At 55.8% G+C, this 26,618-nt stretch carries 26 protein-coding genes; 8 read left to right on the top strand and 18 right to left on the bottom strand.

What is annotated here, in order from left to right; translation table 11 throughout:
- Positions 1-106 precede the first annotated feature (106 nt).
- From dapF to DWZ82_RS03790, 4 genes are all read left to right on the top strand, one after another.
- Entirely contained in the window at positions 107-952 is an 846-nt protein-coding gene (gene dapF / locus DWZ82_RS03805; RefSeq protein WP_318261265.1) for a diaminopimelate epimerase, read from the top strand.
- The gene (locus DWZ82_RS03800; protein WP_117489902.1) at positions 949-2,565 is read left to right on the top strand and encodes a CTP synthase; all 1,617 of its coding nucleotides are present in this window, start codon (positions 949-951) and stop codon (positions 2,563-2,565) included. The genes dapF and DWZ82_RS03800 overlap by 4 nt, the downstream gene beginning before the upstream one ends.
- Positions 2,555-3,733: an LL-diaminopimelate aminotransferase gene (locus DWZ82_RS03795; protein WP_118478890.1), complete on the top strand. Its 1,179-nt coding sequence runs from the start codon at positions 2,555-2,557 to the stop codon at positions 3,731-3,733. Before DWZ82_RS03800 ends, DWZ82_RS03795 begins: the two co-directional genes overlap by 11 nt.
- A 72-nt stretch (positions 3,734-3,805) precedes the next feature.
- Positions 3,806-4,456, top strand: a complete 651-nt coding sequence (locus tag DWZ82_RS03790; RefSeq protein ID WP_118478888.1) for a ComF family protein — start codon at positions 3,806-3,808, stop codon at positions 4,454-4,456.
- A gap of 29 nt (positions 4,457-4,485) precedes the next feature.
- Here DWZ82_RS03790 and DWZ82_RS03785 read toward each other — a convergent pair whose 3' ends face one another.
- The 5 genes from DWZ82_RS03785 to DWZ82_RS03765 form a co-directional block, all read right to left on the bottom strand.
- Positions 4,486-5,544, bottom strand: a complete 1,059-nt coding sequence (locus tag DWZ82_RS03785) for a helix-turn-helix domain-containing protein (protein WP_118478886.1) — start codon at positions 5,542-5,544, stop codon at positions 4,486-4,488.
- A 337-nt stretch (positions 5,545-5,881) separates the two neighbouring features.
- Complete coding sequence (locus DWZ82_RS03780) at positions 5,882-7,090, bottom strand: aspartate kinase (RefSeq protein WP_118478884.1); 1,209 nt, start codon at positions 7,088-7,090, stop codon at positions 5,882-5,884.
- Between the two features lie 54 nt (positions 7,091-7,144).
- Positions 7,145-8,035, bottom strand: a complete 891-nt coding sequence (thrB, locus tag DWZ82_RS03775; RefSeq protein WP_117751782.1) for a homoserine kinase — start codon at positions 8,033-8,035, stop codon at positions 7,145-7,147.
- A gap of 15 nt (positions 8,036-8,050) precedes the next feature.
- The gene (locus tag DWZ82_RS03770) at positions 8,051-9,262 is read right to left on the bottom strand and encodes a homoserine dehydrogenase (protein WP_118478882.1); all 1,212 of its coding nucleotides are present in this window, start codon (positions 9,260-9,262) and stop codon (positions 8,051-8,053) included.
- A 52-nt stretch (positions 9,263-9,314) separates the two neighbouring features.
- Complete coding sequence (locus DWZ82_RS03765; protein WP_117489913.1) at positions 9,315-9,755, bottom strand: ACT domain-containing protein; 441 nt, start codon at positions 9,753-9,755, stop codon at positions 9,315-9,317.
- 229 nt (positions 9,756-9,984) lie between these two features.
- Between DWZ82_RS03765 and DWZ82_RS03760 the strand changes: the two genes are divergently transcribed.
- On the top strand, positions 9,985-11,310 hold the full coding sequence (locus DWZ82_RS03760) for a sodium-dependent transporter (protein ID WP_118478880.1): 1,326 nt from the start codon (positions 9,985-9,987) through the stop codon (positions 11,308-11,310).
- Positions 11,311-11,669: 359 nt separating this feature from the next.
- Here the strand turns inward: DWZ82_RS03760 and DWZ82_RS03755 are convergent, their stop codons facing one another.
- The 10 genes from DWZ82_RS03755 to DWZ82_RS03710 form a co-directional block, all read right to left on the bottom strand.
- The gene (locus DWZ82_RS03755) at positions 11,670-11,870 is read right to left on the bottom strand and encodes a helix-turn-helix transcriptional regulator (protein ID WP_118479256.1); all 201 of its coding nucleotides are present in this window, start codon (positions 11,868-11,870) and stop codon (positions 11,670-11,672) included.
- Between the two features lie 2 nt (positions 11,871-11,872).
- On the bottom strand, positions 11,873-12,325 hold the full coding sequence (locus tag DWZ82_RS03750) for a hypothetical protein (protein WP_118478878.1): 453 nt from the start codon (positions 12,323-12,325) through the stop codon (positions 11,873-11,875).
- Between the two features lie 12 nt (positions 12,326-12,337).
- Positions 12,338-12,793, bottom strand: a complete 456-nt coding sequence (locus tag DWZ82_RS03745) for a hypothetical protein (protein WP_118478876.1) — start codon at positions 12,791-12,793, stop codon at positions 12,338-12,340.
- A gap of 11 nt (positions 12,794-12,804) precedes the next feature.
- Positions 12,805-13,272: a hypothetical protein gene (locus DWZ82_RS03740; protein ID WP_118478874.1), complete on the bottom strand. Its 468-nt coding sequence runs from the start codon at positions 13,270-13,272 to the stop codon at positions 12,805-12,807.
- Positions 13,273-13,423: 151 nt separating this feature from the next.
- Positions 13,424-15,382, bottom strand: a complete 1,959-nt coding sequence (gene ftsH / locus DWZ82_RS03735) for an ATP-dependent zinc metalloprotease FtsH (RefSeq protein ID WP_118479254.1) — start codon at positions 15,380-15,382, stop codon at positions 13,424-13,426.
- Positions 15,383-15,419: 37 nt separating this feature from the next.
- Positions 15,420-15,974 carry a hypoxanthine phosphoribosyltransferase gene (gene hpt, locus DWZ82_RS03730; RefSeq protein ID WP_243022094.1) on the bottom strand — a complete coding sequence of 185 codons (555 nt, stop codon included), beginning with the start codon at positions 15,972-15,974 and terminating at the stop codon, positions 15,420-15,422.
- Complete coding sequence (tilS, locus tag DWZ82_RS03725; protein ID WP_118478872.1) at positions 15,964-17,316, bottom strand: tRNA lysidine(34) synthetase TilS; 1,353 nt, start codon at positions 17,314-17,316, stop codon at positions 15,964-15,966. The genes hpt and tilS overlap by 11 nt, the downstream gene beginning before the upstream one ends.
- A 3-nt stretch (positions 17,317-17,319) precedes the next feature.
- Positions 17,320-18,687 (bottom strand): replicative DNA helicase, encoded by a 1,368-nt coding sequence (gene dnaB / locus DWZ82_RS03720; RefSeq protein WP_188886039.1) that lies wholly within the window; start codon positions 18,685-18,687, stop codon positions 17,320-17,322.
- 399 nt (positions 18,688-19,086) lie between these two features.
- A complete protein-coding gene (gene rplI / locus DWZ82_RS03715; protein ID WP_110436125.1) occupies positions 19,087-19,533 on the bottom strand; it encodes a 50S ribosomal protein L9 in 447 nt (148 codons plus the stop codon).
- Positions 19,534-19,597: 64 nt separating this feature from the next.
- Entirely contained in the window at positions 19,598-21,598 is a 2,001-nt protein-coding gene (locus tag DWZ82_RS03710) for a DHH family phosphoesterase (protein ID WP_118478870.1), read from the bottom strand.
- A 169-nt stretch (positions 21,599-21,767) separates the two neighbouring features.
- Here DWZ82_RS03710 and DWZ82_RS03705 point away from each other — a divergent pair, with 169 nt between their 5' ends.
- The 3 genes from DWZ82_RS03705 (at position 21,768) to DWZ82_RS03695 (ending at position 23,367) form a co-directional block, all read left to right on the top strand.
- On the top strand, positions 21,768-22,136 hold the full coding sequence (locus DWZ82_RS03705; RefSeq protein ID WP_118478868.1) for a VOC family protein: 369 nt from the start codon (positions 21,768-21,770) through the stop codon (positions 22,134-22,136).
- 125 nt (positions 22,137-22,261) lie between these two features.
- Positions 22,262-22,804 carry a chromate transporter gene (locus DWZ82_RS03700; RefSeq protein ID WP_117751790.1) on the top strand — a complete coding sequence of 181 codons (543 nt, stop codon included), beginning with the start codon at positions 22,262-22,264 and terminating at the stop codon, positions 22,802-22,804.
- On the top strand, positions 22,801-23,367 hold the full coding sequence (locus tag DWZ82_RS03695) for a chromate transporter (protein WP_118478866.1): 567 nt from the start codon (positions 22,801-22,803) through the stop codon (positions 23,365-23,367). The genes DWZ82_RS03700 and DWZ82_RS03695 overlap by 4 nt, the downstream gene beginning before the upstream one ends.
- Before the next feature lie 198 nt (positions 23,368-23,565).
- Here DWZ82_RS03695 and DWZ82_RS03690 read toward each other — a convergent pair whose 3' ends face one another.
- The 3 genes from DWZ82_RS03690 to DWZ82_RS03680 all read right to left on the bottom strand — a co-directional run bounded on the left by DWZ82_RS03690 (position 23,566) and on the right by DWZ82_RS03680 (position 26,574).
- A complete protein-coding gene (locus DWZ82_RS03690) occupies positions 23,566-23,970 on the bottom strand; it encodes a C-GCAxxG-C-C family protein (RefSeq protein WP_118478864.1) in 405 nt (134 codons plus the stop codon).
- Positions 23,971-24,027: 57 nt separating this feature from the next.
- The gene (locus tag DWZ82_RS03685; RefSeq protein ID WP_158575073.1) at positions 24,028-25,836 is read right to left on the bottom strand and encodes an N-acetylmuramoyl-L-alanine amidase; all 1,809 of its coding nucleotides are present in this window, start codon (positions 25,834-25,836) and stop codon (positions 24,028-24,030) included.
- Between the two features lie 171 nt (positions 25,837-26,007).
- Positions 26,008-26,574, bottom strand: coding sequence for a hydrolase (locus DWZ82_RS03680; protein ID WP_118478860.1), 567 nt, complete (start codon positions 26,572-26,574; stop codon positions 26,008-26,010).
- Positions 26,575-26,618 lie beyond the last annotated feature (44 nt).

Genomic DNA, 26,618 nt, shown 5'->3' with positions numbered 1-26,618 from the left:
GAGAAATTCCCGACAGATTATGATATACTAAATGGTGTATGAGCAGAGAAGCTCTGTCTTTCCCTGCCTATATGCCATTTTGTTATTTTCTAAGGAGGGAATCCGTGTGAAGCTGGCTTTCACCAAGATGCACGGCTGCGGCAACAATTATATCTATTTTAATTGCTTCGACCAGACTGTGCCCGATCCCGAGTCGCTTTCGATCAAGCTCAGTGAACCGCACTTCGGTATCGGCGGCGACGGCATTATCCTTATTTCTCCTTCCGACAAGGCGGATGCGCAGATGCGCATCTTCAACGCCGATGGCTCGGAGGGAAAAATGTGCGGAAACGGCATCCGCTGCGTGGGCAAGTACCTGTACGACAACGGCATGACCGATGGCCGCACCACCATCACCATTGACACGCTTTCCGGCGTAAAAACGCTTGAGCTTACCGTCAAGGACGGCAAAATGCAGTCCGCCCGCGTGGACATGGGTGCAGCCATTCTTGCTCCGCGGGAGATTCCCGTTGATATGGACGGCGAGAATGTCATCAGCGCACCCATCGTTGTGGACGAAAAGGTCTACCACATGACCTGCGTTTCCATGGGCAACCCGCACTGCGTTATCTTCCAGAAGGAGGATGTGGACGACCTCGACCTTACGCGCATCGGACCCAAGTTTGAGCATCATCCGCTGTTTCCGGAGCGTGTCAACACCGAGTTTGTCAACGTCCTGCCGGACGGCAGCCTGAAAATGCGCGTCTGGGAGCGCGGCTCCGGTGAGACATGGGCGTGCGGCACCGGCTCCTGTGCAACCGGCGTGGCAGCATGTCTGAACGGCTTTGCAAACAAAAACGAGGATATCGTCGTGCACCTGCGCGGCGGCGACCTCACCATTCGCTATACAGATGAAACCGTGTTCATGACGGGCGCGGCAACGACCGTATTCAAGGGGGAAATTGAGATATGACAAAGTACATCTTCGTGACCGGCGGCGTAGTTTCCGGTCTGGGCAAGGGCATTACTGCCGCATCTCTCGGCCGTCTGCTGAAAAGCCGCGGCCTGAAAATTGCAGCGCAGAAGCTCGATCCCTACATCAACGTAGACCCGGGCACGATGAGCCCGTTCCAGCACGGCGAGGTTTACGTTACCGACGACGGCGCAGAGACCGACCTCGACCTCGGCCACTACGAGCGCTTCATCGACGAGGACCTGAACAAGTTCTCCAACCTGACCACCGGCAAGGTATACTGGAATGTTCTGAACAAGGAGCGCGCCGGCGAGTACCTCGGTGAGACCGTGCAGGTTATCCCGCACATCACCAACGAGATCAAGTCCTTCATCTACTCGGTAGGCAAAAAGACCTCGGCTGACGTTGTTATCACCGAGATTGGCGGCACCACCGGCGATATTGAGTCCCAGCCGTTCCTCGAGGCGATCCGTCAGGTTGCTGCTGAGGTTGGCCGCCGCAACTGCCTGTTTATCCATGTAACACTGGTTCCGTTCATCTCCGGCTCCAATGAGCCGAAGTCCAAGCCGACCCAGCACTCGGTTAAGGAGCTGCGCGGTCTGGGCATCTCTCCGGACATCATCGTAGCCCGCGTTGACCAGCCGATGGATGACGATATCAAGCGCAAGATTTCCATGTTCTGCACCGTACCGGAGGACTGCGTAATCGAAAACCGCACCCTGCCGGTTCTGTATCAGGCACCGATGATGCTCGAGGAGAGCCATCTGTCCGACATCGTCTGCCGTGAGCTGTCCATCGGCGCAGGCAAGGGCGATATGACCGAGTGGCAGGAAATGCTCGAACGCATCGCAGCCCGCAAGGACCATGTGAAGATCGCGCTGGTCGGCAAGTACGTCAAGCTGCATGACGCATACCTTTCGGTTGCAGAGGCGCTGCAGCACGGCGGCTACGAGACCGGCTGCTTCGTCGATATCGACTGGGTAGACTCCGAGGAGATCAACGACTCCACCGTGGACAAGCTGCTCGGTGAGGTTGACGGCATCATCCTGCCGGGCGGCTTCGGCGCACGCGGCGTGGAAGGCATGATTTGTGCGGCAAACTATGCGCGTACGCAGGGTATCCCCTACTTCGGCATCTGCCTCGGCATGCAGATCGCGGTTATGAGCTACGCACGCAACGTGCTCGGCTACGCGGATGCAAACTCCAGCGAGTTTGACCCGGATTCCACCCATCCGGTCATCGACCTGATGGAGAGCCAGCAGGGCATCTCCAAGAAGGGCGGCACGATGCGTCTGGGTGCTTATCCGTGCAAGATTCGTCCGAATACTATCATGGCATCGGCGTACGGCGAGGAAATGATTTCCGAGCGTCACCGCCACCGTTACGAGTTCAACAACAATTTCCGCGAGGAGATTGAAAATAAGGGCATGCAGATCACGGGCACCTCGCCGACCGGCGAGCTTGTGGAGACCGTTGAGATCCCGAACCATCCGTTCTATATCGGCGTACAGTTCCACCCCGAGTTCAAGTCCCGTCCCAACCGCGCTCATCCCCTGTTCAAGGCGTTCGTCGCGGCATCTCTGAAAAGGAGCCAGAACAACAATGCAGACTAACAAGAACTACGACAATCTCGAGCAGAGCTATCTGTTCTCCACCATCGCACGCAAGGTGCGTGAGTACTCCGAAGCACATCCGGAGGCTGATATCATCCGTCTGGGCATCGGCGACGTAACCCGTCCGCTGGTACCGGCTGTTATCGACGCACTGCACGCAGCCGTTGAGGATCAGGCCAAGCAGGAGACCTTCCACGGCTACGGCGATGAGCAGGGCTACGGCTTCCTGCACGAGGCACTGGTCGGCTACTACAAGACCCACGGCGTAGAGCTCGCCACCAATGAGATCTTCATCTCGGACGGTGCAAAGAGCGACCTCGGCAACATCCTCGACATTTTCGGTACCGACAACACTGTTCTGGTTCCGGATCCGGTTTACCCGGTTTACGTTGATACCAACGTTATGGCGGGCCGCAAGATCGTATTCGCTGACGCAAATGAGGCAAACGGCTTCCTGCCGCTGCCGGACGAGTCCGTTCAGTGCGACATCATCTATATCTGCTCTCCGAACAACCCGACCGGCGCTGCTTACGACCGTGCAGGTCTGAAGGCTTGGGTAGATTACGCCAACAAGCAGAACGCCGTTATCCTGTATGACGCAGCTTACGAGTGCTTCATCGACGATGAGACTCTGCCGCGCTCCATTTACGAGATCGAAGGCGCTAAGTCCTGTGCAATCGAGTTCTGCTCCTTCTCCAAGATGGCCGGCTTCACCGGCACCCGCTGCGGCTGGACCGTTGTTCCGACCGCTCTGCTGGACGGCAAGCTGAACAAGATGTGGCTGCGCCGTCAGACCACCAAGTTCAACGGCGTTCCGTATATCGTACAGAAGGGCGCTGCTGCCTGCTTCACCGAGGAAGGCATGAAGCAGATCAAGGAGACCCTCGGCTACTACAAGCAGAACGCTAAGGTTCTGGCTGAGACCCTCGATGAACTGGGTATCTGGTACACCGGCGGCAAGAGCAGCCCGTACCTGTGGCTCAAGTGCCCGAACGGCATGGATTCCTGGACCTTCTTCGACTACCTGCTTGAGAATGCCAACGTCGTTGGTACGCCGGGTGCAGGCTTCGGCAAGAACGGCGACAGCTTCTTCCGTCTGACCGCATTCGGCGATCAGGCACGCACCAAGGAAGCTGCTGAGAGACTCAAGAAACTCCTCAAGAAGTGAGTTTCCGCAATATCGCATAATCAAAGAGCTGTCCCGCGCGGACAGCTCTTTTTGCATAGTTGAGGTGATTGCATGGGCATTCTTTATGGTCACCGGTGTGTTTTATGCGGCGCAGATTTTCCGGTGACGGCCAGCCGCACGCTGCAGCTTTGTCCGGACTGTGCCGCTGCAGTCCGGCGGGAATACCGCTGCAATGAGGTCATCTCCATTGCTGGAGCCGACGGCACGATCGCTCCTCTGTATTACCGCGGCACCGTCCAAAATGCCATGAAGCGGTTCAAGTTCAGCAGCGCCGCCTACTGCGCGGATTGGTTCGCGGCGCAAATGTCCGTGGCTCTCACGTCGCAGCTGGAGGACTGGCAGCCTGATTTGATTACCTACATGCCGATTGGATTCCTGCACTACCGCAAGCGCGGGTACAATCAGGCGGAGCTGCTTGCAAAGCTGACGGCAAAGCCGCTTTCTCTTCCATGCGAAGCCACCTTGCGCAAGCGATGGTTTGTCGGCAAGCAGTCCGCGCAGAAGGATTACGCCGCGCGGCAGAGCAACGCGAAAGACGCCGTTCTGCCGAAGGGCGGCGTGGACTTGACCGGAAAATCCGTCGTGCTGGTCGATGATATTATCACCACCGGCGCAACGGCGGCTGCCGCCGTCAAGGCTCTGCGGGAGATGGGCGCAAGCCGTGTTTACGTCCTCGCCGCGACATTTACACCGAGGAAATAACAAAAAGACCGCTTTCGCGGTCTTTTTTGTTATTGGAAAAACTCACTGCTGTACACTCTGCCGTAATTGTCGGTAATCTCGGCTTTCAGCTGGTACTGATCCAATCCACCTTCCAGATCACGCCAGTCAACCTGTGTATAATAATAAACGTCTCCACCGACTCCTGTTTCTATATTCTCGATCTTCTTCTCTTTGATTTGTTTTCCGTTCTGATACAGCAATATACGACCACTGACCGGTGTCACACTGTCATCGCCGCAGTAAATATACGTTGCCACATTGCCGCTGGCTGATGTGGTTTTACCATTAAAGCTAAAGCTACCGTTCTCCCACCACGCACGCACTTCGAGAGAAAAACGCTGCTTCAGGTCATACTCAGAGGCAACCATAATATTACGGATTTCTCCGTCCGTACTTGTCAGCGTCAAATAAACAGAAAACGTATCCACCAGCGGCACGCTGATTTCGCCGCTGTAACCGTTCTTGTTTTCTGCGTCGCACTCCCACGACTGATCGCCGCTGCGGACAACAAACTTTGCGGTTTCGCCGTCCCGCATTTCTTTCGGCACGGCGCTCACTGTGACAAGAAGATTTTCGTTGTGATCCGGGTCTACCTCGATATTCTCCGACCAGTCGGCAAGATCGCTGTTCTCATTGTCTGTCTGCGGATAGTAAATCGTGCTCGGCCCGCTCTGCAGCCGCAGCTGGTCAATCTGGTTCTGCATGACGATCACGCGCCACAGGCTGACCGCGCTGCATACCACGCTGACGCACAGCAGTCCCGCCGCTGCAATCGCTGCGATTTTCCATTTGCGGTTTACGTTCTTCACCGACTGGCTGCCGTTCTCCGTCGGTATCTCCGCCGTGTCCTCCGTCTTGGGAACAAGTTCCGCATCCGGACGCAGCAGCGTATCCACCGGCACGCCGAACAGCTTGCTCAGTTCCATTAAATTATCCATCGTGGGCACCGCCTGATCGGCCTCCCACTTGCTGACCGCCTGACGGCTGAGACCCAGCTTTTCGCCGAGCGCCTCCTGACTCATGCCCTGCTCTTTTCGCAGTACCGCGATTTTCTCACCTGTTGTCATCTCTGCCACCTGCCTTTCTTTTCTGTCTCCAGTGTGCCTGAAATGCCGCAAAAGCGCCACCAACCCATCGTTTCTTTTTGTCAACCGACGGTTGCGGACGCCTTTCCGGTTGCAAAAAAGTCCCGAAATGTGTATTTCGGGACTTTGAGGCTGTCTGGGAAAACACTTATGGGCATTACCACACAATTCAGCGGTGAGCGGTTGGCGAGTAAATTTTGCGTGCTGATGCGGCGCGGTTCCGCAGCAATACTTTGTGTATTGCAAGGGAACGCAACAAAATCAGCGCACAAAATTTCCGCCAAACGCCGCCGATGCAATCGTGTGGTATTGCCCCCAATTAGGCGTTGAAGAACTCCTCGTGGATAGCCTTAACAGCCTTCTCGCTGTCCTCCTCGTTGATGAGGACAGAGATCTTGATCTCAGAGGTGGAGATCATGCGGATGTTGATGCCGGCGCTTGCCAGAGCCTCGAACATCTTGGAAGCAACGCCGGTAGCGGAAGCCATACCTGCACCAACAATGGAAACCTTTGCGACCTTGGTGTTGATGGAAATATCCTCGTAGCCGAGCATCTCCTTCGCGTCGCGCAGGATCTTCTCGACGCGCTCTGCATCGTCCTGACGGATGGTGAACGAGATGGACTTCTTGTTATCACGGCCGACGGACTGGAGGATGATGTCGATGTTGACATTGTGCTTCGCCATCAGCGAGAATACCTTGAATGCAGTGCCCGGCGTATCGTCCAGATTGATGATTGCTACACGCGCGCAGTTATTATCACGGGCAACACCCGAAACCAGCAGTTTTTCCATATTAGAACCCTCCTTGACTTTGGTACCCGGATTGCGGGTAAAGCTCGAAACGACCTCAAGATCGACATTATACTTCTTTGCCATCTCAACCGAACGGTTGTGCAGCACCTGTGCACCCAGAGATGCCAGCTCCAGCATCTCATCATAGGTGATGGCGTCCAGCTTCTTGGCATCCTTTACGATGCGCGGATCGGCAGTGTAAACGCCGTCTACGTCGGTGTAAATCTGGCAGAGATCCGCGCCGAGCGTTGCTGCAATGGCAACTGCGGTGGTGTCCGAGCCGCCGCGGCCGAGCGTGGTCACGTCGCCCATCTTGTTAATGCCCTGGAAACCTGCAACAATAACGATGCGGCCGTTATCCAGCTCTGCCTTGAGGCGCTCACCTGCGATACGCTTGATGCGGGCATCCGAGTAGTTGCTGTTGGTCTCCAGACCGATCTGCCAGCCGGTCAGGGAAACGACCGGAAAGCCCAGCTTCTGGATGGCCATCGCCAGCAGAGACATGGAGATCATCTCGCCGGTGTTGAGCAGAACGTCCATCTCGCGCTTGGAAGGACGGTCGTTCAGCTCGGCAGCCTTTACAATCAGATCATCCGTGGTATCGCCCTGCGCGGATACAACTACAACAACCTGATTGCCTGCCTGTGCGGTCTTGGTAACAATGTCCGCAACATTCTTCAGTCGCTCGGTGTTGGCAACCGAAGTGCCGCCGAACTTTTGCACAATAAGACTCATACTAACTATGTTTCCTCCTTATATACACGGACGAGAGCACTCATCCGTCCCCTATTACAGTCGTTTTACGGTCGCACCGACCTCATCACAGCGCAGCTGCACGGCCTTCCAGTGCGGATACAGCTTCTCGCACAGCTCCTGTGCACGGGTGATGTAGTCGCGGTCGCCCTTGTACACGATCGCCACGATGGACGGGCCTGCGCCGGAAATGAACGCGCCGAGCGCGCCCAGCTTCTTGGCCTCACGCACGATGTCCTCACCGTTTTCGATCAGACCGAAACGGTACGGCTGGTGCAGACAGTCACCGGTTGCCGCGTCAAGGTTTTCCAGCTTGCCGGTGGTCAGGCTGCCCGCAAGCAGCGCTGCGCGCGCCAGATTGTAAACCGCATCGTGATGGTCGATGGTCTTTGGCAGCGCCGCACGCGCCTTTTCGGTGGACAGCTGGAAATCCGGGATGAATACCACGAAGTCGATCGCACCGTGAACCGGCACACGAACGTGATGCACATGGCCGTTTTCGAGCAGCGCCACGCAGAAGCCGCCGAGGATCGCCGGTGTGGAGTTATCCGGGTGACCCTCGATGGTAGCCGCCAGATCAATGACCGCGTTGCGGTCGAGCGGCTCACCGAGCAGCATGTTTGCACCCATGATACCCGCAACCGTGCACGCCGAGGACGAACCCAGACCGCGAGTCTGCGGGATAGCGCAGTCCTCAACGATGGTCAAACCGGAAAGCGGCTTGCCGCACTCGTCGTAGACGCGCTTCGCACACTGATAGATCAGGTTGCTCTCGTCCTGCGGAACATACTGACCGTTTTTATCCGAAATATCAATATGATCGTTCTCTGCGAGGTCGATCACGTTGTACAGCTCGAGCGCAATGCCGATGCTGTCATAGCCCGAGCCCATATTGGCGCTCGTAGCAGGAACGGTTACACGAACCATTGTATTTTCTCTCCTTTACAGAATACGCATTGCCGCGCGGACTTCGCCGCGTGCGTTCAGCTTCTCTGCTGCGGTGTCCATCTCTGCGGTGGACAGCTTGCGGGTCTGAACCACGAATACGCCCTCAGCAGGCTCAGTCAGACTCTCAACCGGCAGCAGCTCCTCAACATCCTTCTGTGCGCCCTTGAAGCGAACGTACCATGCACTCTGCAGGGTATCCAGCGGACGGAGCAGGTGCTTGGAGCCATCGCCCCAGAAGATACGGCGGCGTTTGTCCTTGTGCTCGATGCTGTCCAGCATATCGGCAACAACAGCGGAAGCGGTAGCCAGCTTGCCGGCGCCCTTGCCGTAGAACATAACCTCACCGGTCGCATTGCCGTCGATCATGATGGCGTTGAATACATCCTCAACAGCGGCCAGCGGGCTTTCCTTGTGGATGAGATGCGGTGCAACATAAGCGTAAGCGGTGCCGTCCTCGCAGCGGACCGAGCGACCCAGCAGCTTGATAACGCAGCCCAGCTTGTCGGCGTTTGCTACGTCCTCGAGGGTGATCTTAGTGATGCCCTCGCAGGAAACCTGATCCGGATCGAACTTATCGCCGTAAGCAAGGTCGGACAGAATGCAGATCTTGCGGCAGGCGTCGTGACCCTCGATATCAGCGGTCGGGTCCTTCTCGGCATAGCCGTTGAGCTGTGCCTGCTTGAGCGCATCCGCAAAGGTAACGCCGTTGTGGATCATCTGGGTGAGAATGTAGTTGGTCGTGCCGTTCAGAATGCCGCAGATTTCGTTAAACTCGTTGGCAGCCAGGCACTGCAGCATCGGACGGATGACCGGAATGCCGCCGCCGACGGATGCCTCGAACATGTAGTTTACACCGTGCTCCTCGGCAATCCCCAGCAGCTCCTCACCCTTGGTAGCAACCAGCTCCTTGTTGGAGGTGCATACGCTCTTGCCGGCCTCGAGGCAGCGCTTGGTGAACTGGTAAGCAGCGCCCACGCCGCCCATTACCTCGGCAACGACTGTTACCTCGGGGTCGTTCTCGATGATAGAAAAATCGGTTACAAATTTATTGCCATACGGCAGAGAGGAGAAGTCGCGCAGGTCGAGGACATACTTTACCTCAACCGGCTCGCCAACGGTCTTGGCGATCTTTTCGGCATTCATGTCGAAAACCTCGTATACGCCCGAACCGACAGTGCCGTGTCCCATGATTGCTACTTTAATCATATGCTGATTTCCTTTCATCAGTTAAATTAGCGTTCTGTATACCGCCGGACGGTCATTCAGATGCCAGAATTTCCACTTTGCTGACGCCTTCCATTGCTTCTGCGCGATGCACAAGCTCTTCGGATGAGTATTTCATCTCACCGGTGCGGGCCGAAATCGTGACGGATGCCATCCCGCGCATCGGAATGGACTGGTTCACCGTCAGCAGGTTTGCACCCGAGCGTGCCATCAGTCCGAGAATGCTCGACAGAACACCCGGTTGATCGTGCAGCATGAAATGGTAGGTGACGATACGGTCGGTGGTCGCCTCAAAGAAAGGACGAACGCCGTCCTTATATTTATAATACGCACTGCGCGACAGACCGGCGATCTTTGCCGCTTCGCTTGCCGTAGCCGCCTTGCCCGAAGCGATGGCTTCATTCGCTTCGATCACGCGCTGAAATACCTCCGGCAGCAGGGTGCGCTCCACGAGATAATACTTTGGTTTTATCATGCGATGTCTGTCCTCCCTAAAAAGACACTTGTCTTTTTCACGCTCATTTATCATACCATATCAAACCATTGAACGCAAGAGAATAACTGATAAATTTCCCTAAATTCCGACGAGTGTTTTGTTACTTCTGTCAAAAGCTCCCGCTTTTCCTGTGAAAAGTGTAAGTGGCTTTTTGCTTTATTTTGTGTTATACTATGTTTACATCTGTAAACAATCGGAGAGTTTTATTATGCATCAGAAAAACGAAAACGGAACCTTTACCTCAAAAATCGGCTTTGTGCTGGCGGCGGTCGGCTCTGCGGTCGGCATGGGCAACATCTGGATGTTCCCTTACCGCACCGGTCAATACGGCGGCGCGGCTTTTTTAATCCCCTACCTGCTGTTTATCGCACTGTTCGGCTATGTCGGCCTGTCCGGCGAGTTCGCCTTTGGCCGTATGACCGGCACAGGTCCGATCGGCTCGTATGAATTTGCGATGAAGTCCCGCGGCAAAAAGGGCGGCGCCATTCTCGGTACGATTCCGCTGCTCGGCTCGCTCGGTATTGCCATCGGCTACGCCATCATCGTCGGCTGGGTGCTGCGGAGCGCGTTCGGTGCACTGACCGGCTCGCTGATGAGCACCGAACCGGAGCAGTTCTTCACGGAAATGAGCAGCACGAATTTTTCCAGTGTGCCGTGGCACACCCTGGTTATCCTGCTGACGGCGGCTGTGCTGATCTTCGGCGTGTCCGGCGGCATTGAAAAGATCAACAAGGTGATGATGCCCGCATTCTTCATCCTGTTCATCATTATTGCTATCCGCGTAGCCTTCCTGCCGAATGCGATCGAAGGCTACAAATACCTGCTCGTACCGCAGTGGGAGTATCTGCTGAACCCGCGCACATGGATCATGGCGATGGGTCAGGCGTTCTTCTCGCTGTCGATCACCGGCTCGGGCATGATCATTTACGGCTCTTACCTGCCGAGAAATGAGGATGTTGTACATTCGTCCTGCATGACGGCCGTGCTCGACACCTGCGCGGCTATGCTGGCGGGCTTCGCCATCCTGCCGAGCGTGTTCGCGTTCGGTCTGGACCCGGCCTCCGGCCCCAAGCTGCTGTTCATCACCCTGCCGCGTGTATTCCAGCAGATGCCGTTCGGCCGTCTGTTCGCGTTCTTCTTCTTTATTTCCGTGCTGTTCGCGGGCATTACCTCACTGGCGAACATGCTGGAAGCAGTCTCTGAAGCCGCGCAGACGCGCCTCAAGCTGAGCCGAAAAGCCGCTGTCCTGCTGTCGTGCGGCGCCGCATTGGCGGTTGGCCTGTTTATCGAGCGCGATACGCTCATGGGTACGCTGATGGACGTTATCACCATTTACGTCGTGCCGATCGGCGCTATCCTCGGTGCGGTTATGGCGTACTGGGTGCTCGGCATCGACAAGATGGAGCAGGAGCTGATGAACGGCCGCAGCAAGCCGCTCAGCCGCGCGTTTGCGCCGCTTGCAAAATATGTGTATATCTTCCTTGCCGCACTCGTCGTATTCTTCAGCTTTATTATCCCGGGCGGTATTGGATAAATCCGTGCTATAAAAAAGGACTTCCTGCGGGAGGTCCTTTCAGTCTGTCAAAAAATATTATTTTAATTTTTACGCTTCGTGCGGCAGCACGCATAAAATAGAATTTGCGGAGCAAATTCATAAATTCCGGGAGCATGTATCTCGGAATTTATACAAGGGAAGAAAAAATGTGCCCGTAGGGCGCGGTTTTTCTTCAGTATTCGCTCGAAAGCGTGGTTTCGAGCGAGAGGCTGCTCGGAAAACGTTAGTTTTTCGACAGCCTCAAAGGACTTCCTGCGGGAAGTCCTTTTTTCATGCAGGAATGGAGAATGGGAAATGCCCCATCTATACGTTCATTCTCCATTTTCAATTCTCAATTTTCACGGTTCTTCATCGAGGAAGAATATACTCTCCACCGGCTGTTCCAGCAGCCGCGCGGTTTTAATCGCCAGCTCGAGGGTCGGGTCATACTTATCGTTCTCCATCGCCACGATGGTCTGCCGCGATACCCCGAGCAGCTTTGCCATGTCCTCCTGCCGCAGGCCGCGCGCCTTGCGGAGTTCTTTAATGTTGTTCTTCATCTTCAGCGCCAGAACTTCCATATCAAATCTGCGAATATCACGACCGGAATGCAAATATGCTTTACAATATCCCCGGCAAGCGCACTTTTAGACAACGGATTTTCCTCGTCGTCTTTTGCGGCACGGTAGGTCGCGATTGTTCTGTAAACACCCTCGAACACCATGCACACGAACCACAGAATCGCAAACTCGCTCACATTTTTGCCGAATGCAATGATATCCACCAACATCACCACGAACAGTCCGACCGTCATCAGGCGATAGGCGATAATCGCACCATTGCGTGTGATCGTGTTCTGCATTTCGTCCTGCTCCCAGCCGTTAGCTTTCGCGGAAGCGCGTGCACGAGCAGTCTTTCCTGCCTGTCCCCAGTCCTCCCAGAGCATAAAAGCCAGCCAGATTGCCGCAAAAACGACCATTACGACCACGCCTATACCGGTTTCGGTTGTAAACATAGGTGCACCTCCCTACATCCAGAAAACCTTCACCACAATCCACAGATACATCAGATTATTGAACACACTGTGTCCCATCTGTTTCCACATTTGCGTTTTATCCTCATCGCCCGCCATATTGCGAATGGTTTTGATGATAATAAACAGCACCTCAGCAACAATGGACACGATTGCCAGGACACTGAGTTCAATCGAGCGATAATCACAGAAAAAGCGGCTGTAACCAAGATAAATGATAACACCGGCCTGCAGCACACGGTAGCCAATCAAGCGACCCTTCACATTGACGGCGTGCGCCATCTCATCGATATTCCATTCCCAGTCTTTCATGATTTTTCTCGCTCGCGGCGATTGTCCTTCTTCTACCCAGTCGTGCCACAGGCTCGCTGCAAGAATGACCAGCGGCAGCACAATCGCAACCACAACAACCTGCACCTTCTGTGTCATATCGTACATATCCCAGCTCATAAGCGCACCTCCTACCAGTTTTGCGTTAGAACCGTCATTCCGATGGCCAATCCGATCAGCACCGCACAGAACATCAGCTTTGCGATAAGGAAAGTCAGTCTCGGCGGATGCTCCTCGTCGTCCTTTGCTTTGCGGAACGTCTGCACAAGCATAATAGCCGCCTCCACCATGCCGGACACGACCAGCAGCGCACACAACTCCATTGCCGCCTGCCCTTTTACCAGCAGCCGATAATACAGGCACGCCAGGATTCCCGCCTGCGTCACCCGGTATGCGACCGCCTGTGCCTGTGTGATGATAGCGTGCTCCATCTCATCGGTCTTGCTGCCGAGTGCTTTGGCGATCCTGCGGGCCTTTTTCGATCTTCCGGCATCCATCCAGTCTTTTACCAGCCATGCCGCCAGCAGAAGCACCGGCAAGCCGATGCAGACCCACAATACCTGCATTTTCTCGGCTGATGTGTACAAATTCCACCGCATAAAAGCACCTCCTACCCTTGATGCTGTTCGCTAAAATGTAAAGTTCTCTTTACATCTTAAAGATAACAGGCGGACAGCAAAATGTCAAGAGTATTTGACATTTCAGGCAAGGAAAAACCCCACAGAATTTTCTGTGGGGTTTTGTGAATGTTTACTGATCCTGCTTATCCGGGTCGAGATCCTTTTCGGCTTCTTCAACCTTGGCAAGCTCCTCTGCGGATTCCGCAGGCTTGCTTACCTTGGCGTGCAGCTCCTGCTGCAGCTCGGTCATCAGATCCTCACCGACGATCTTATCCGGAACGATTTCGCCGTTATAGACCTTAACAAAGGTCTCGCCGTCCATCGTTTCGTTGCGGATGAGATACTCGGCAACGCGCTTCATCTCGTCCATGTGCTCGCTCAGCAGCTTTTCACAGGCGTGATATGCGTGCTCGATAATGCGGTGAATCTCGTCGTCGATCTCCGCCGCCTTAACCTCGGAATAGCCCTTGCCGGCTGCCAGATCACGGCCGAGGAATACCTCGCCATTATCCGAGCCGTAGTCGATCGGGCCGATACGCTCGCTCATGCCGTAGCTGGTGACCATGGCGCGGGCCATCTGGGTTGCCTGCTTGATGTCGCCATAAGCACCGGTGGAGATATCCTCCATCGTCAGCTGCTCGGCCACGCGGCCGCCCAGACAAACGATGATGTACTCCTCCATATACTTCTTGGTGCGGTAGGCCTGATCCTCCTCGGGCAGCGGCATGGTAAAGCCGCCTGCGCCGGACGAACGCGGGATAATGGTAACGTGGTGTACCGGATCCTGCGTCGGCAGAACGTGGAAGCAGATCGCATGACCGGCCTCATGGTACGCGGTCAGGCGCTTGTCGTGCTCGTTGATGATGTGGCTCTTCTTCTCCACACCCATAACGACCTTGAGCAGCGATTCCTCGATCTCCTCCTGCGAGATCAGCTTCTTGTTGCGGCGTGCCGCAAGCAGTGCTGCCTCATTGAGCAGGTTTTCGAGGTCTGCACCGGTGAAGCCGGCGGTCGTCTTGGCAATTTCAGAGAACTTGACATCCGGGTCGAACTGCTTGTTGCGGGCATGTACCTTGAGGACAGCCTCACGACCCTTGACATCCGGTGCGCCGACATAGACCTGACGGTCAAAACGGCCCGGACGCAGCAGTGCGTTATCCAGAATATCCTTGCGGTTGGTGGCTGCGATGACGATAACGCCCTCGTTTGCACCAAAGCCGTCCATCTCAACGAGCAGCTGGTTGAGCGTCTGCTCGCGCTCGTCATGGCCGCCGCCGAGACCTGCGCCGCGCTGACGGCCTACTGCGTCGATCTCGTCGATGAACACGATAGCCGGCGCGTTCTTCTTGGCCTGCTCGAACAGGTCGCGCACACGCGATGCGCCGACACCGACGTACAGCTCAACGAAGTCCGAACCCGAAATAGACAGGAACGGTACGCCCGCCTCGCCTGCAACCGCACGCGCGATCAGAGTCTTACCGGTGCCCGGAGGGCCGACCAACAGCACGCCCTTCGGAATACGCGCGCCGATCTGCACGAATTTCTGCGGATTCTTGAGGAACTCGACAATTTCCTGCAGCTCGGCCTTTTCCTCGTCCGCGCCTGCCACATCATTGAAGGTGACCTTGCGCTTATCGTCCTGCGCCAGCTTTGCACGGGCCTTGCCAAACTGCATCGGACCTGCTCCGCCGCCGGACTGCTTGTTCATCATAAAGTACCAGAACGCGATCAGCAGCACGATCAGGATCACATACGGCAGGAACTGTGCCCACCACGGAATGGTCGCCGTGCGGTAATCGACCTTGGTCAGCGTGCCATCCCGCATCTGCTGCTGAATGGTCTCGCCCAGATCATTATAGAACACGCTTCTGTAGTCGCCCAAATCGTAAGTGTACGTCTGGTTTTCCTTTTTCAGATGCATGGTCAGCGTGGTGTCGTCCACATCGTACTGGTCAACATCGCCATCCATAAAGTAGTTGTAGATCTGATTATAGGACAGCGTTTCTGTCTGCTGTGTCTGGCTGACCACATAGCTGACGCCCGCCAGCAGGCACACCAGTATGATCAGGTAAAGGCCGAAGCCTTTCATTTTGCCTTTCAAATCGGTTTAACACCTCTTCCCTAAATTACTCGCCGCCGTAAACATACGGCTTAAGTACACCGATATACGGCAGATTGCGATACTTTTCCGCGTAGTCGAGACCGTAGCCGACTACGAACTCGTCCGGAATCTCAAAGCCGAGGTAATCCACATCGACGTTGATCTTGCGGCGCTCCGGCTTGGAGAGCAGCGTGCACAGGCGGATGGAGTTCGCGCCGCGTGCTGCCAGAATCTGCATGAGATAGTGCAGCGTTACGCCGGAATCCAGAATATCCTCCACGATCAGCAGGTCGCGGCCGTCGATCGGCTGTGCGATATCCTTGATGATCTGCACCTCGCCGGAGGTCTTGGTGCCCTTGCCGTAGCTGGATACGACCATGAAATCCACGTTGCACGGCGTATCAATGGCACGGGTCAGGTCTGCCATGAATACATAGGAGCCCTTGAGCACACTGACGATCAGCGGGTTCTTATCGCGGTAATCCTCCGTGATACGCGCACCCAGCTCTGCTACCTTTTCGTGAAGCTGCTCCTCGGTAAAGTAAACTTCCTTGATGTCATCTCGCATATTATAAGCCATTTTTTGATAACCCCTTTACTGTAATCTGCAGTGTATTTGCGTTATTTTTGGCTGTTCTGCTGCAGTCCGCACCGATATCCTGCACCGCGATCACGCCGTTTTTATCCGCGATAACGGCCATCGCATTCCGCATATAGCGCGGAATCTTTCGGTCGATCATCAGCTTTTTGAGCGATCTGCTGCCTCCGTTTTCGGTCAGCCGCAGAGTGTCTCCGGTGCGTCGTGTGCGAACACACAGCGATTCAAAATCTATTGTACCACAATCCAGACAAAAAGTATTGAATGTTTTGTAAAAAACTTCGGATTTTTCTAATTTCTTTGCAGTCAGCCTTACCGTGTCCTTCCAGATCATCCCTGCGAATGGTACGGTAAACGGGATTTCCGGCCGCTCGACCGCGGTTTCCGCCTTGGGAATGATGCGCAGAACGTCATATTCACGTCTTGCGAAACAGCCGTTCGGTAAATCGGTTTCCGCAGACGGAGACGCGGTTTCCAACAGATGCTCGAGCGCTGAAATGTGCTTTGCGGTTACGTCTTTGAGCGGCATATCCGCGTTTTCGAGCAGCAGACGCAATGCTCGGCTGCGAACCGCCGATGCGGCCTCCCGCAGAGGCTGAATCTTCCATGCGCCGTTCCCGACTGCGCAAAGTTGTACACAGGTCTGTGCATAACTCTGCAGGCAAGTCTCGTCCTGCCGAAGCTGACGCGAAAGCCGTGCTGCCGCCTGCACCGCCTGCGGATTCAATTCCCGCAGAATGGGAACGACCTCTTGACGGAGGCGGTTGCGCGTATAAGCCGTGTCCGCATTGGTGCTGTCCGTCACGAAATCCTGTCCGCGCTCGCGCAGAAAGGCTTCGATTTCCCGCCGTTCGATCTCAATGAGAGGCCGGATAATACGTCCGCGCACCGGTGGAATGCCCGTGAGACCTTTCGCACCTGTGCCGCGCACCAGATGGAACAGCATGGTTTCCAGATTGTCGTCCGCATTATGCGCCACCGCGATTTTGTCTCCATGCGCGGCATGCTCCAGCCGCGCATAGCGAATACGCCGCGCGGTCTCCTCTACCGCGGAATCGCCTGCGGCAGCGGCTATGTCCACGCGCTCGACCGTCAGTTTCACGCCGAGCTTCTCACACAGCCTGCGGCAGAAGGCTTCGTCCCGGTCGGACTCTGCACCGCGCAGACAGTGGTTGAGGTGAAACGCCCGCACAGGATACCCCAGCTCGCGCAGACTCAGCAGAAGCGCTACGGAATCCGCACCGCCGGACAGGGCGACAAGCACATTTTCGCCGGTTTCGAGCATCGTATAGTCGGAAATCGTTCGTTTTACCGTATCCAGCATGGCTTACTCCTCGTGAATGCGGTCCGGGTTGGAGAAGGTCGTGTACTGACCGACCCACTGCAGCTCAATGGTGCCGGTCGCACCGTGACGGTTTTTCGCAATGATAATTTCTGCGATATTTTTGTTCTCGCTCTCGTCATCGTAATAATCATCGCGGTAGATAAACATAACGATGTCAGCGTCCTGCTCGATCGCGCCGGACTCTCGCAGGTCGGACAGCATCGGGCGCTTATCCGAGCGCTGCTCGGACGCACGCGACAGCTGCGACAGACACACGACCGGAACATTGAGTTCCTTCGCCATAATTTTCAGCGAACGTGAAATCTCTGCGACCTCCTGCACACGATTATCCATGTGACGGCCGCCGACGTGCATCAGCTGCAGATAGTCGATGACGATCAGACCGAGTTCGTCACCCAGTCTGCGGCATTTCGCCTTGATCTCCGCAACCGTGATGGCCGGATTGTCGTCCACATAGATATTCAGTCCTGCCAGTACGCCGGACGCACGCGCGATCTTTACCCAATCGTCACCGTCCAGATTACCGGTTTTCAGCTTCTGCGACTCAATGAGCGCCTCACTTGACAGGAAACGGCTGGCCAGCTGTTCCTTGCCCATCTCAAGCTGGAACACGCACACGCCGGTGCCCTTTTTGTCGCCGCGCTCCTTATTCTTAACACTTGCCTTAGCCGCATTGAGCGCCACATTGAGCGCAAACGCGGTCTTGCCCATGCCGGGTCGTGCCGCAATGAGAATCAGGTCGGATTTATTGAGACCGGTCAGCGCCGTGTCCAGCGCGTGGAAGCCGGTGGACATGCCGGGAATTTCACTGTCCGACCGGGCACGCTCGTCCAGTTCGGTATACAGATCAGCGATAACCTCAGAAAGCCGTGACAGACCCTTAATTTCACGTCCCTGACGGATGCTGTAAATACGCTGCTCCGCCAGCTCGGCAATGCCGGAGGCTTCACCGTGGGCTTCGAGGGCGTTCTGCTGAATCTCGCTGCCCGCATCCGCCAGCTGGCGCAGCAGGCTCTTGTCACGCACGATGCGGACGTACTCGTTGACGTTCCGCGCACCCGGCGTGACCTCCATCAGCTGAAAGAGATACGCGCGGCCGCCGGCCTCGTCGTAGTAGCCCATGCGCGTGAGCATATCCAGAACGGTTACCGGGTCAATGCGCTGTGCGCCGTTGAACATCGAGTAGATAGTCTCAAAGATGCGCTTGTTTTCTTCCGCGTAAAAATCATCGGCGCGCACCTGCTCGATGACCTCGGGAATGCAGTTCGGATCGACCAGCATCGCGCCTAAAAGCGACTGCTCCGCAGTCAGATCCTGCGGCACCTGCCGCATTAAAAGTTCGTCGGGCACTTACTTACCTCCCTCCGCTAAAAAATAAAAATGGAAAATGGAGAATTGCGAATGAAGAACGAAAAATGACAACGCAGGCATAGCCTGCGTCAATCAAATCCCGCTTTGCTTGCAAAGCGCAACCACATGACAGGTTTTCCAAACGGAAAACCGAGTCATTGGCCCGCAGCGCGACCAAGAAGTCGCGCAAGGATAGCGGCCGCGGCCGCGACCGTGCGTTTCACGCACGGCATGAAATAGGACACGGCAATACCGTGTCCGTAAAAAGTCAGGACATGCGCCTGACTTTTTACCCCCCGACCCAGCGCCCTTGGGGCGCGTCCGGGGGTATCGCCGGTCGGTTTCTCCGGAACCGACCGGCGTATATAGGGGGTATTGGATACCCCCTATAGGTACAGGTTAGGCCTCGACTACCTGCACCAGAATCTCGCCTGCGATATCCTGATACAGCTTTGCCTTTACGCGGTGTACACCGAAGGTCTTGATCGGCTCCTCGAGCACGATCTTCTGCTTCGGTACGTTCAGACCGTACTGCTTGTTCAGCTCCTCAGCGATTTCCTTGGAGGTAACAGCGCCGAACAGACGGCCGCCCGTGCCGCCCTTGGCCGGAACCTTTACCGGGCTCTCCTTGAGCTTCTCGGCTGCCTCGCGGGCTGCCTGCTGCTCGAGTGCGATCTTGCGTGCGTGTGCCTCATCCTGCGCCTTCTTGACGTTCAGGTTATCCGCGGTTGCCGGCTCTGCCAGACCGCGCGGCATCAGGAAGTTGCGGCCGTAGCCCTCGCTGACCTCGATCAGCTCGCCCTTTTTGCCCTTGCCCTTAACGTCGGCCTTAAGAATTACTTTCATGGTGATTACTCCTTTTGTGTTTGCTATATCGAATGCGGCGAACAGCTTCGCCTGCTTTTCGGTTTTATTTATTGTCGTCCTGCTTTTCGGTCCGCTGATCGTCGAAGTAGCTGCGAATGGCATCCGTGATCAGCTTGTCGGCCTCCTCCGGCGTGGTATTCTTCAGCTGTGCACCGGCCGCCGAATGGTTGCCGCCGCCGCCGAGTCGTTCCATCAGCAGCTGCACATTGACGTGGCCTGCCGCACGAGCGGAAACCGCCATATCATCGCCGCTGCGGAACGCAACAACGCTTGCATGTGTGCCGATGATGGACAGCAGCTCGTCTGCTGCCTGTGCGGCCGCAATACGGTCTACCTCCTCACCGGTGATAGCGAAGATAACGCCCTGACCGCAGTTGCGCGCGGACGAGATCAGCTTCTGACGTTCCATATACTGGTCAAAGCTGGACTGGAACAGGCGCTTGACATCGCTCGACTCCGCACCTGCGCGGCGCAGATACGCTGCCGCCTCAAATGTGCGGACGCCGGTACGCGTTGCAAAGCCCTTGGTATCCAGATAAATACCCGCCAGCATGGCTTCCGCCTCGCAGGTGAGAATGCCGCTGGTCGGCACAAGATACTGCAGCAGCTCGCTGACCAGCTCGGATGCGGACGACGCATACGGCTCGTGCAGGGATACGACTGCGTTCTCGATATAATCCGCCGCACGGCGGTGATGGTCAATGACTGCGATCTTGTTGATGGATTCGAGCAGCGCCGCGCTCTCCACATAGCCGGGACGGTTTACGTCCACCACGATAAGCAGCGTGTTGAAATCGCACGCGATCATCGCATCCTCGGCGCTGATGAACACGCCCTTGTACTCAGACTGGGTTTCCAGCCGTTCGATCAGGTCATTTGCCATGGTGTGCTGACGGTCCACAACAATGTGCACCGGTCTGCCCTTGACGCGCGCGGCACAGACCATACCGGCAGCAGCGCCGATGGCGTCCATATCGCTGTTCTTGTGGCCCATGACCAGCACCTGAGACGAGTCGCGGATCAGCTGGCTGAGTGCGTTGGCAACCACGCGGCTCTTGACCTTGGTGCGCTTCTCGACTTCCTCGCTCAATCCGCCGAAGAAGGCAAAGTTAAATTTATTCTTGATAACCGCCTGGTCACCGCCGCGGGACAGCGCCATGTCGACAGCGAGTCCGGCAAACTGATAGCTTTCCGCAAGCGTTTCGCCGTCGCGTCCGATACCGATGGACAGAGTGGCTACAACGCCCTCGTGGTTCTCAATTTCGCGCACCTCCTGCAGAACGGAGAACTTGCGCGCAACCAGCTTGTCCAGCTCAGCGTTTTCGATCACGAAGATATACTTGTCGCGGTCGTACTTGCGCAGTACGGCGCTCGAGTCCTTCACCCAGGCAAACAGACGTTTGTCAATGCCCGCCAGAATGTTGGATTTTTCCGAGTCGGTGGTGTTCTTGACCAGCTCCTCGTAGTTGTCGATTGCGATAACCGCGATAGCCGGACGGGTAGTCTCAGCCGCATCCCGCAGACGGACAAACTCGGTGCAGTCGATGAAATGCAGCATCATCAGTTGTCCCGCACCGCTCTGCACCATACTGCCGAATACATGGTACTGCCGCTTGCCAATGCCAAGCTCTCCCGGGAACGCGGTCTGTCCCTTGATGAGCCAGCCGGTCTCAAACGTCGGTGCGATCTCGCCCATGCGAACGCCGCTTACCGCAGTCCCCCGACCGCTGATTTCCGCAAATGCGTCATTCGCCCATACGATCTCGCCCGTGGTAGCCAGCGCAACAGCTGTCGGCAGCGGCGAGCGTGTCACCGCCGGACGGATCTCTCCGCCATCTACCTCGATGTTGTTCATCAGCTCCTGCACCTGCCGCCGCCGTGCCGCATTCGTACGCAGCGAAACAATCCGCAGAATGATACACACCACAATCCCCGCCGCACCGTACACGCGGGAGAAATAAAGTCCCACGACCGCAAACAGGAAAAACAGCACATAAAACATTACGCTGTTGGGAGCCAGCATCTTCTGTAATCTCTTTTTCAAACCCCTGCCTCCTTTTTTGGGACGCAAATATTCAACCTAATTATAGCAAGCCATTGTAGAAATTTCAACACTAAATGCAAACCGGTTTTGTATCTTTTCGCCGTCCGCTTGCAATTTTCACAGCTTCATGGTACAGTAACCGTAGATTCGCAATCAGGAGGATATCATTATGCAATTTTCGTTTGCACACAACAACTTCAACGTCCGCGATCTGGACCGCTCGCTTTCTTTTTATAAGGAGGCTCTCGGTCTGACCGAATCCAGCCGCATCAACGCACCGGACGGCAGCTTCATTATTGTATACCTGACCGATGGCGTAACGCCGCATCTGCTCGAGCTGACGTGGCTGCGCGACTGGGACAAGCCGTACAACCTCGGTGACAACGAGTTCCACCTGGCCTTCCGCGTGGATGATTTCGATGCCGCACACGCCAAGCACAAGGAAATGGACTGCATCTGCTTTGAAAATCCGTCAATGGGCATCTATTTTATCTCCGACCCGGACGGCTACTGGCTGGAGGTCATTCCCGCAAAGTAAACAGAAAACGCTTGGAGCTGCTGCTTTGAGCGTTTTTTTCATTCTCTTAACAGGATTATTCTGTTCATTTTTCGGCAACGGGTGTATACTATTGAAGTTATCTCCTGACGAAAGGACTGTATCATTTGAATCCTTACCTTGATCTATACCTCACGTTTGCAAGGATTGGCGTGTGCACGTTCGGCGGCGGCTATGCCATGCTGCCGATTCTGCAGCGCGAGGTCGTTGAAAACCGCCACTGGGCGACTGAGGACGAGCTGATGGACTACTACGCCATCGGTCAGTGCACCCCGGGCGTTATCGCGGTGAACACGTCCACGTTCATCGGCTACAAGACGCACGGCATTCTCGGCGGCATTGCCGCCACGGCAGGCATGATCACGCCATCGCTGATTATTATCACGATCATTGCCGCATTTATCCAGCAGTTTGCGCATCTCGCTGTCGTGCAGCACGCATTTGCCGGAATCCGCATCGCGGTCTGCGCGCTTGTGCTGCAGTCCGTGTGGAAAATGGCGAAAAAGGGCGTTGTTGACGTTCCGACCAGTGTTATCCTGCTCGTTACGTTCGCGGCTGTCGCTTTCTTCGGCGTATCGCCGGTTGTGATGGTCGTTATCGCCGCTGCTGCCGGTATTATCATCGGTATGATCCGGAGGAAACGCGCATGATTTTTTTACTGCTGTTTCTCGAATTTTTCAAGACCGGTCTGTTCGCCATCGGCGGCGGACTGGCGACCCTGCCCTTTCTCAAGCAGATTTCGCTGCGGTATCCGTGGTTCACGCCGAATGATCTGATGGACATGATTGCGGTCTCCGAGTCCACACCCGGTCCGATGGGCGTCAACTCGGCAACATACGCAGGCTTCCACGCAGCCGGCATTCCCGGTGCCATCACAGCGACCTGCTCGCTTGTGCTGCCGTCGGTCATCATCATCATTCTGGTGTCGCGTGCGCTCGATAAGTTCCGCGACTCTCCGCTGGTCCAGAACGGCTTTTACGGCCTGCGTCCGGCGTCCGCGGGTCTGATCTTCGGCGCAATGCTCGAGGTGTTCGCCGCTTCCCTGCTGCACACGGAAAACTGGGCCGGTATTGCCAGCATCGGTTCGGTCATCAATGTTCCGGCGATAATTATTTTCCTCGTGCTGTCGCTCGGTATCTGGAAGCTCAAAAAGCTGCATCCGATTGTGTTTATCCTGATCGGCGCGGTATGCGGCATTGTGTTTAATCTGTAAGTTTTGATTTGTTATCGTGCAGATTCTCTGTGGAACGGCGGGATGGGGCATCCCGCCCTACCCGATACATTCTGCCAAATGTTTTGCCGCATACACCATAATCACACGACATACCGTAGGGCGGGGTGACCTCACCCTGCCGCTACCCTCCGAATTGCACAAAAAATCCCTTTCTCAGTCGAGAAAGGGATTTTCTTTTTATTTCGTGAGGTATTCCTCAATCAGCTCACACGCATCCTCAATGCAGCCCGGACAGGAGCGCCGTACATTGCCGTCGGCTACGCCCTTGAGGTCGCGGCACAGATACGCGCCGTTCTTCTGCTCAAACTTCTCCTTGAGCATTTTCGTGACCTTATAGGTCTGACCCTTGGTCGTGCCCGGCTGATCCGCTCCTGCGCTGTTCTTCATGCCCGCGAGCATGAACGCACCGCTCAGCGCGCCGCACATCTCCATGCAGCCCATGCCAAAGCCGAAGCCTTCCGACATTTTATAGGCGGTCTCCTTATCCAGACCAACCAGATCGCAGTACGCGCAGACCACCGCCTGCGCGCAGTTGTAGCCCTGATTGTGAAAATCCTGTGCCAGTTTTGCCCGTTCTGTCATAACAAATATCTCCTTCTGTTAAAGCAAACCGCGCCTGAAAGACGCGGTGTTGCCTCTTTAATACTGCACCTGCGTGAAATAATACAGGATCGCATTGCGCTGTGCACGCGCCTGCTTCTGCCAGTCCTCCTCACTGTCGATGAACTTCTGGTCCTCCTCGTTATCAATGAAGCAGAATTCACTCGTCAGCGCCGGAATATTCAGCGCCGCTGCTGCACGGTTGGTGTAATAATAATCGCCGTGGCTGCCCTCGCGGAACACGATCTGGCGAATCGGAACCCCCAGCTTTTCGTACTCGTCGAGCAGCGCCTGCGCCAGAATTTTGGTCGGGCCGCCGTTCTTGTCCGCAATCTGCGCCAGAATTTCCGCTCCGCGTGCAGTGGTGTTGGCTGCATTGTGGTGGATACTAAAGAACAGGTCCGCCGAGGACGCATACTGTTTCATAACAGCGCCGCGCAGCGTCAGCTCGCTGCCTTCCTCAAGGGTATCGCGCACCATGATAACCTTTGCACCGGCTGCCTCAAGGTACTGCTTGAGGTACTGCGCCACATACAGGTTGACATGCTTCTCATCGAGCGAACCGCCGTTGTTCCCGCCGACATCGCTGCCGCCGTGACCTGGGTCGATAATGACCGTCATCACGCCGTCAATGTGCGAGGTGCGCGGCGGCTGTATCGGATCGTTATCCTCGTCGCCGCTGACGTAGTCGCGCACGCGCGTCAGGTAAGCCGCACTACAGTAGCGGCCGCTGCCCGAAGCGTTATCCATAATATGTGCCCAGCCGCTGCTGATGCTGTCAACCGCGATTTCCGCTCCGCTTTTCAGCACGCCGACCAGCGTGCCGGAGGTGCTCGGGCTCGAGCGAACAGACAGCTCGGAGTCCACGGTTACACGGTACACGCCGCTTGTGAATGTCTCGGCGGGCGTATCCGGCGTTGTCGGCTCAGTCGGCGTCGTCGGCTCGGCGGGAGTCGCCGGTGTACTCGGCGTCGAAGGTGCGCTCGGCTTGGAGACAGTCGGCTCGGTCTGCTTATCGACCGCCGCATTGTAATCTCTTACGCGCACCAGATAGTCCGCGCTGCAGTAACGGCCGCTGCCGCCTGCGCTGTCCAGTAGGTGCGCCCAGCCGTTCGACAGCTTATCCACGATAACCAGAGCATCCTTGGCGTACTCGCCGACTTCGGAATAGGTTTTGCCCGGACCGCTGCGCACGGTCAGCGCCGAATTGACATTGACGCGGTACACACCGGTCGTGAACGAAGCCGGAATCGGTGCAGGTGTCGGTGTTTTAAGCGAAACCGTGCGGCTGGGTACGTCATAATCCGCCGTAAAGCCGAGTGCAGCCGCCATATCGGCAATCTTGTAGTAGTTGTTTCCGTTGATGATGTAACCGTCAAACGAAACCTTTTTGCCGTTCACCTTGACGATAGCCGTGGTGGGTTTGCCTGCCGCGCTGGACAGTGCCGCCGTATTCAGCTCTCCGCCAACCGCGGTGTAATTTTTGCCGGTCGTCAGGGTGATGACGTTGGTGGATTTCTCCCAACCCACCTCAAACTCTGCGGTGCTGTTGCGCAGCAGATAGGCTACGTCACGCAGCTTGAAATAATTATACTTGTTAATTAAGTACGCCTGCGGATTGGTCACCGCCTTGCCGTTGAGCTGAAACGCATGCGTGGTCTTTGCCGCGCTGACGACCGCTCTCGCCTGCGGCAGATCCTGTGTCAGATCCCGCTCGGCGGCAGTCTCGGTCGTGACGGCTGTGGTTTCTGCCTCCACAGCATCCTGCGGCAATTCTGCGGCCGCCGCACCCGCTGTCATATATATCGCCGCACTCAAAAATACCGCGATCATTCGTTTGAAACGCATTCTTGAACCTCCATGCTGTTTCGCCGATGGGTTGCTTTCCTGCATGCCCGCTGCGGGCATTCTTGATGGTATTTTACCACAAAACGGGGCACATTTCAACGAAATATGACGAAACCGGGGCATTGTAATATTACAAATGCCCCGATTATTCCATATAAGTACAATATTTCGTTAAATTTCTTCCATCTGCCTGTTGATGGAATCCTCGCAGGAACGCATGGCATCCAGCGTTTGCTGCCACAGTTCCTCGAGCGTCAGTCCGCACAGCTCCGCGCCGCGCTCGATGACCTCACGCGAGCAGCCTGCCGCGAACTTTTTATCCTTGTATTTTTTCTTCAGGCTCTTGAGCTCCATGTCCTGCACGCTCTTGGACGGGCGCATGAGCGCCGCCGCACCGATCAGGCCGGTCAGCTCATCGGCTGCATACAGCAGCTTTTCCATCTCGTGCTCCGGCTTGATGTCCACGCAAATCGCCCATCCGTGGCTGCATACCGCGTGAATAATGCTCTCGTCTGCACCGCCTTCGCGCAGCAGCTCAGATGCCTTGACACAGTGCTGCTCCGGCCACTGCTCGAAATCAATGTCATGCAGCAGACCGACAATGCCCCAGAATTCCGGGTCATAGCCGCGCTGCTCCGCAAAACAGCGCATGACGCCCTCAACCGTCAACGCATGCCGTAAATGGAACGGCTCCGCGTTGTACCTGCGAAGAAGCTCCCATGCTTGTTGTCTGGTCATTTTACAAAATCCTTTCTGGCATTTTCAATGTATGCATAGGACGG

This window comes from Butyricicoccus sp. AF35-5AC (genome assembly GCF_003477715.1).
Taxonomy (GTDB): Bacteria; Bacillota; Clostridia; order Oscillospirales; family Butyricicoccaceae; genus Agathobaculum; species Agathobaculum butyriciproducens.
This window is presented reverse-complemented; position numbering and strand designations above follow the sequence as displayed.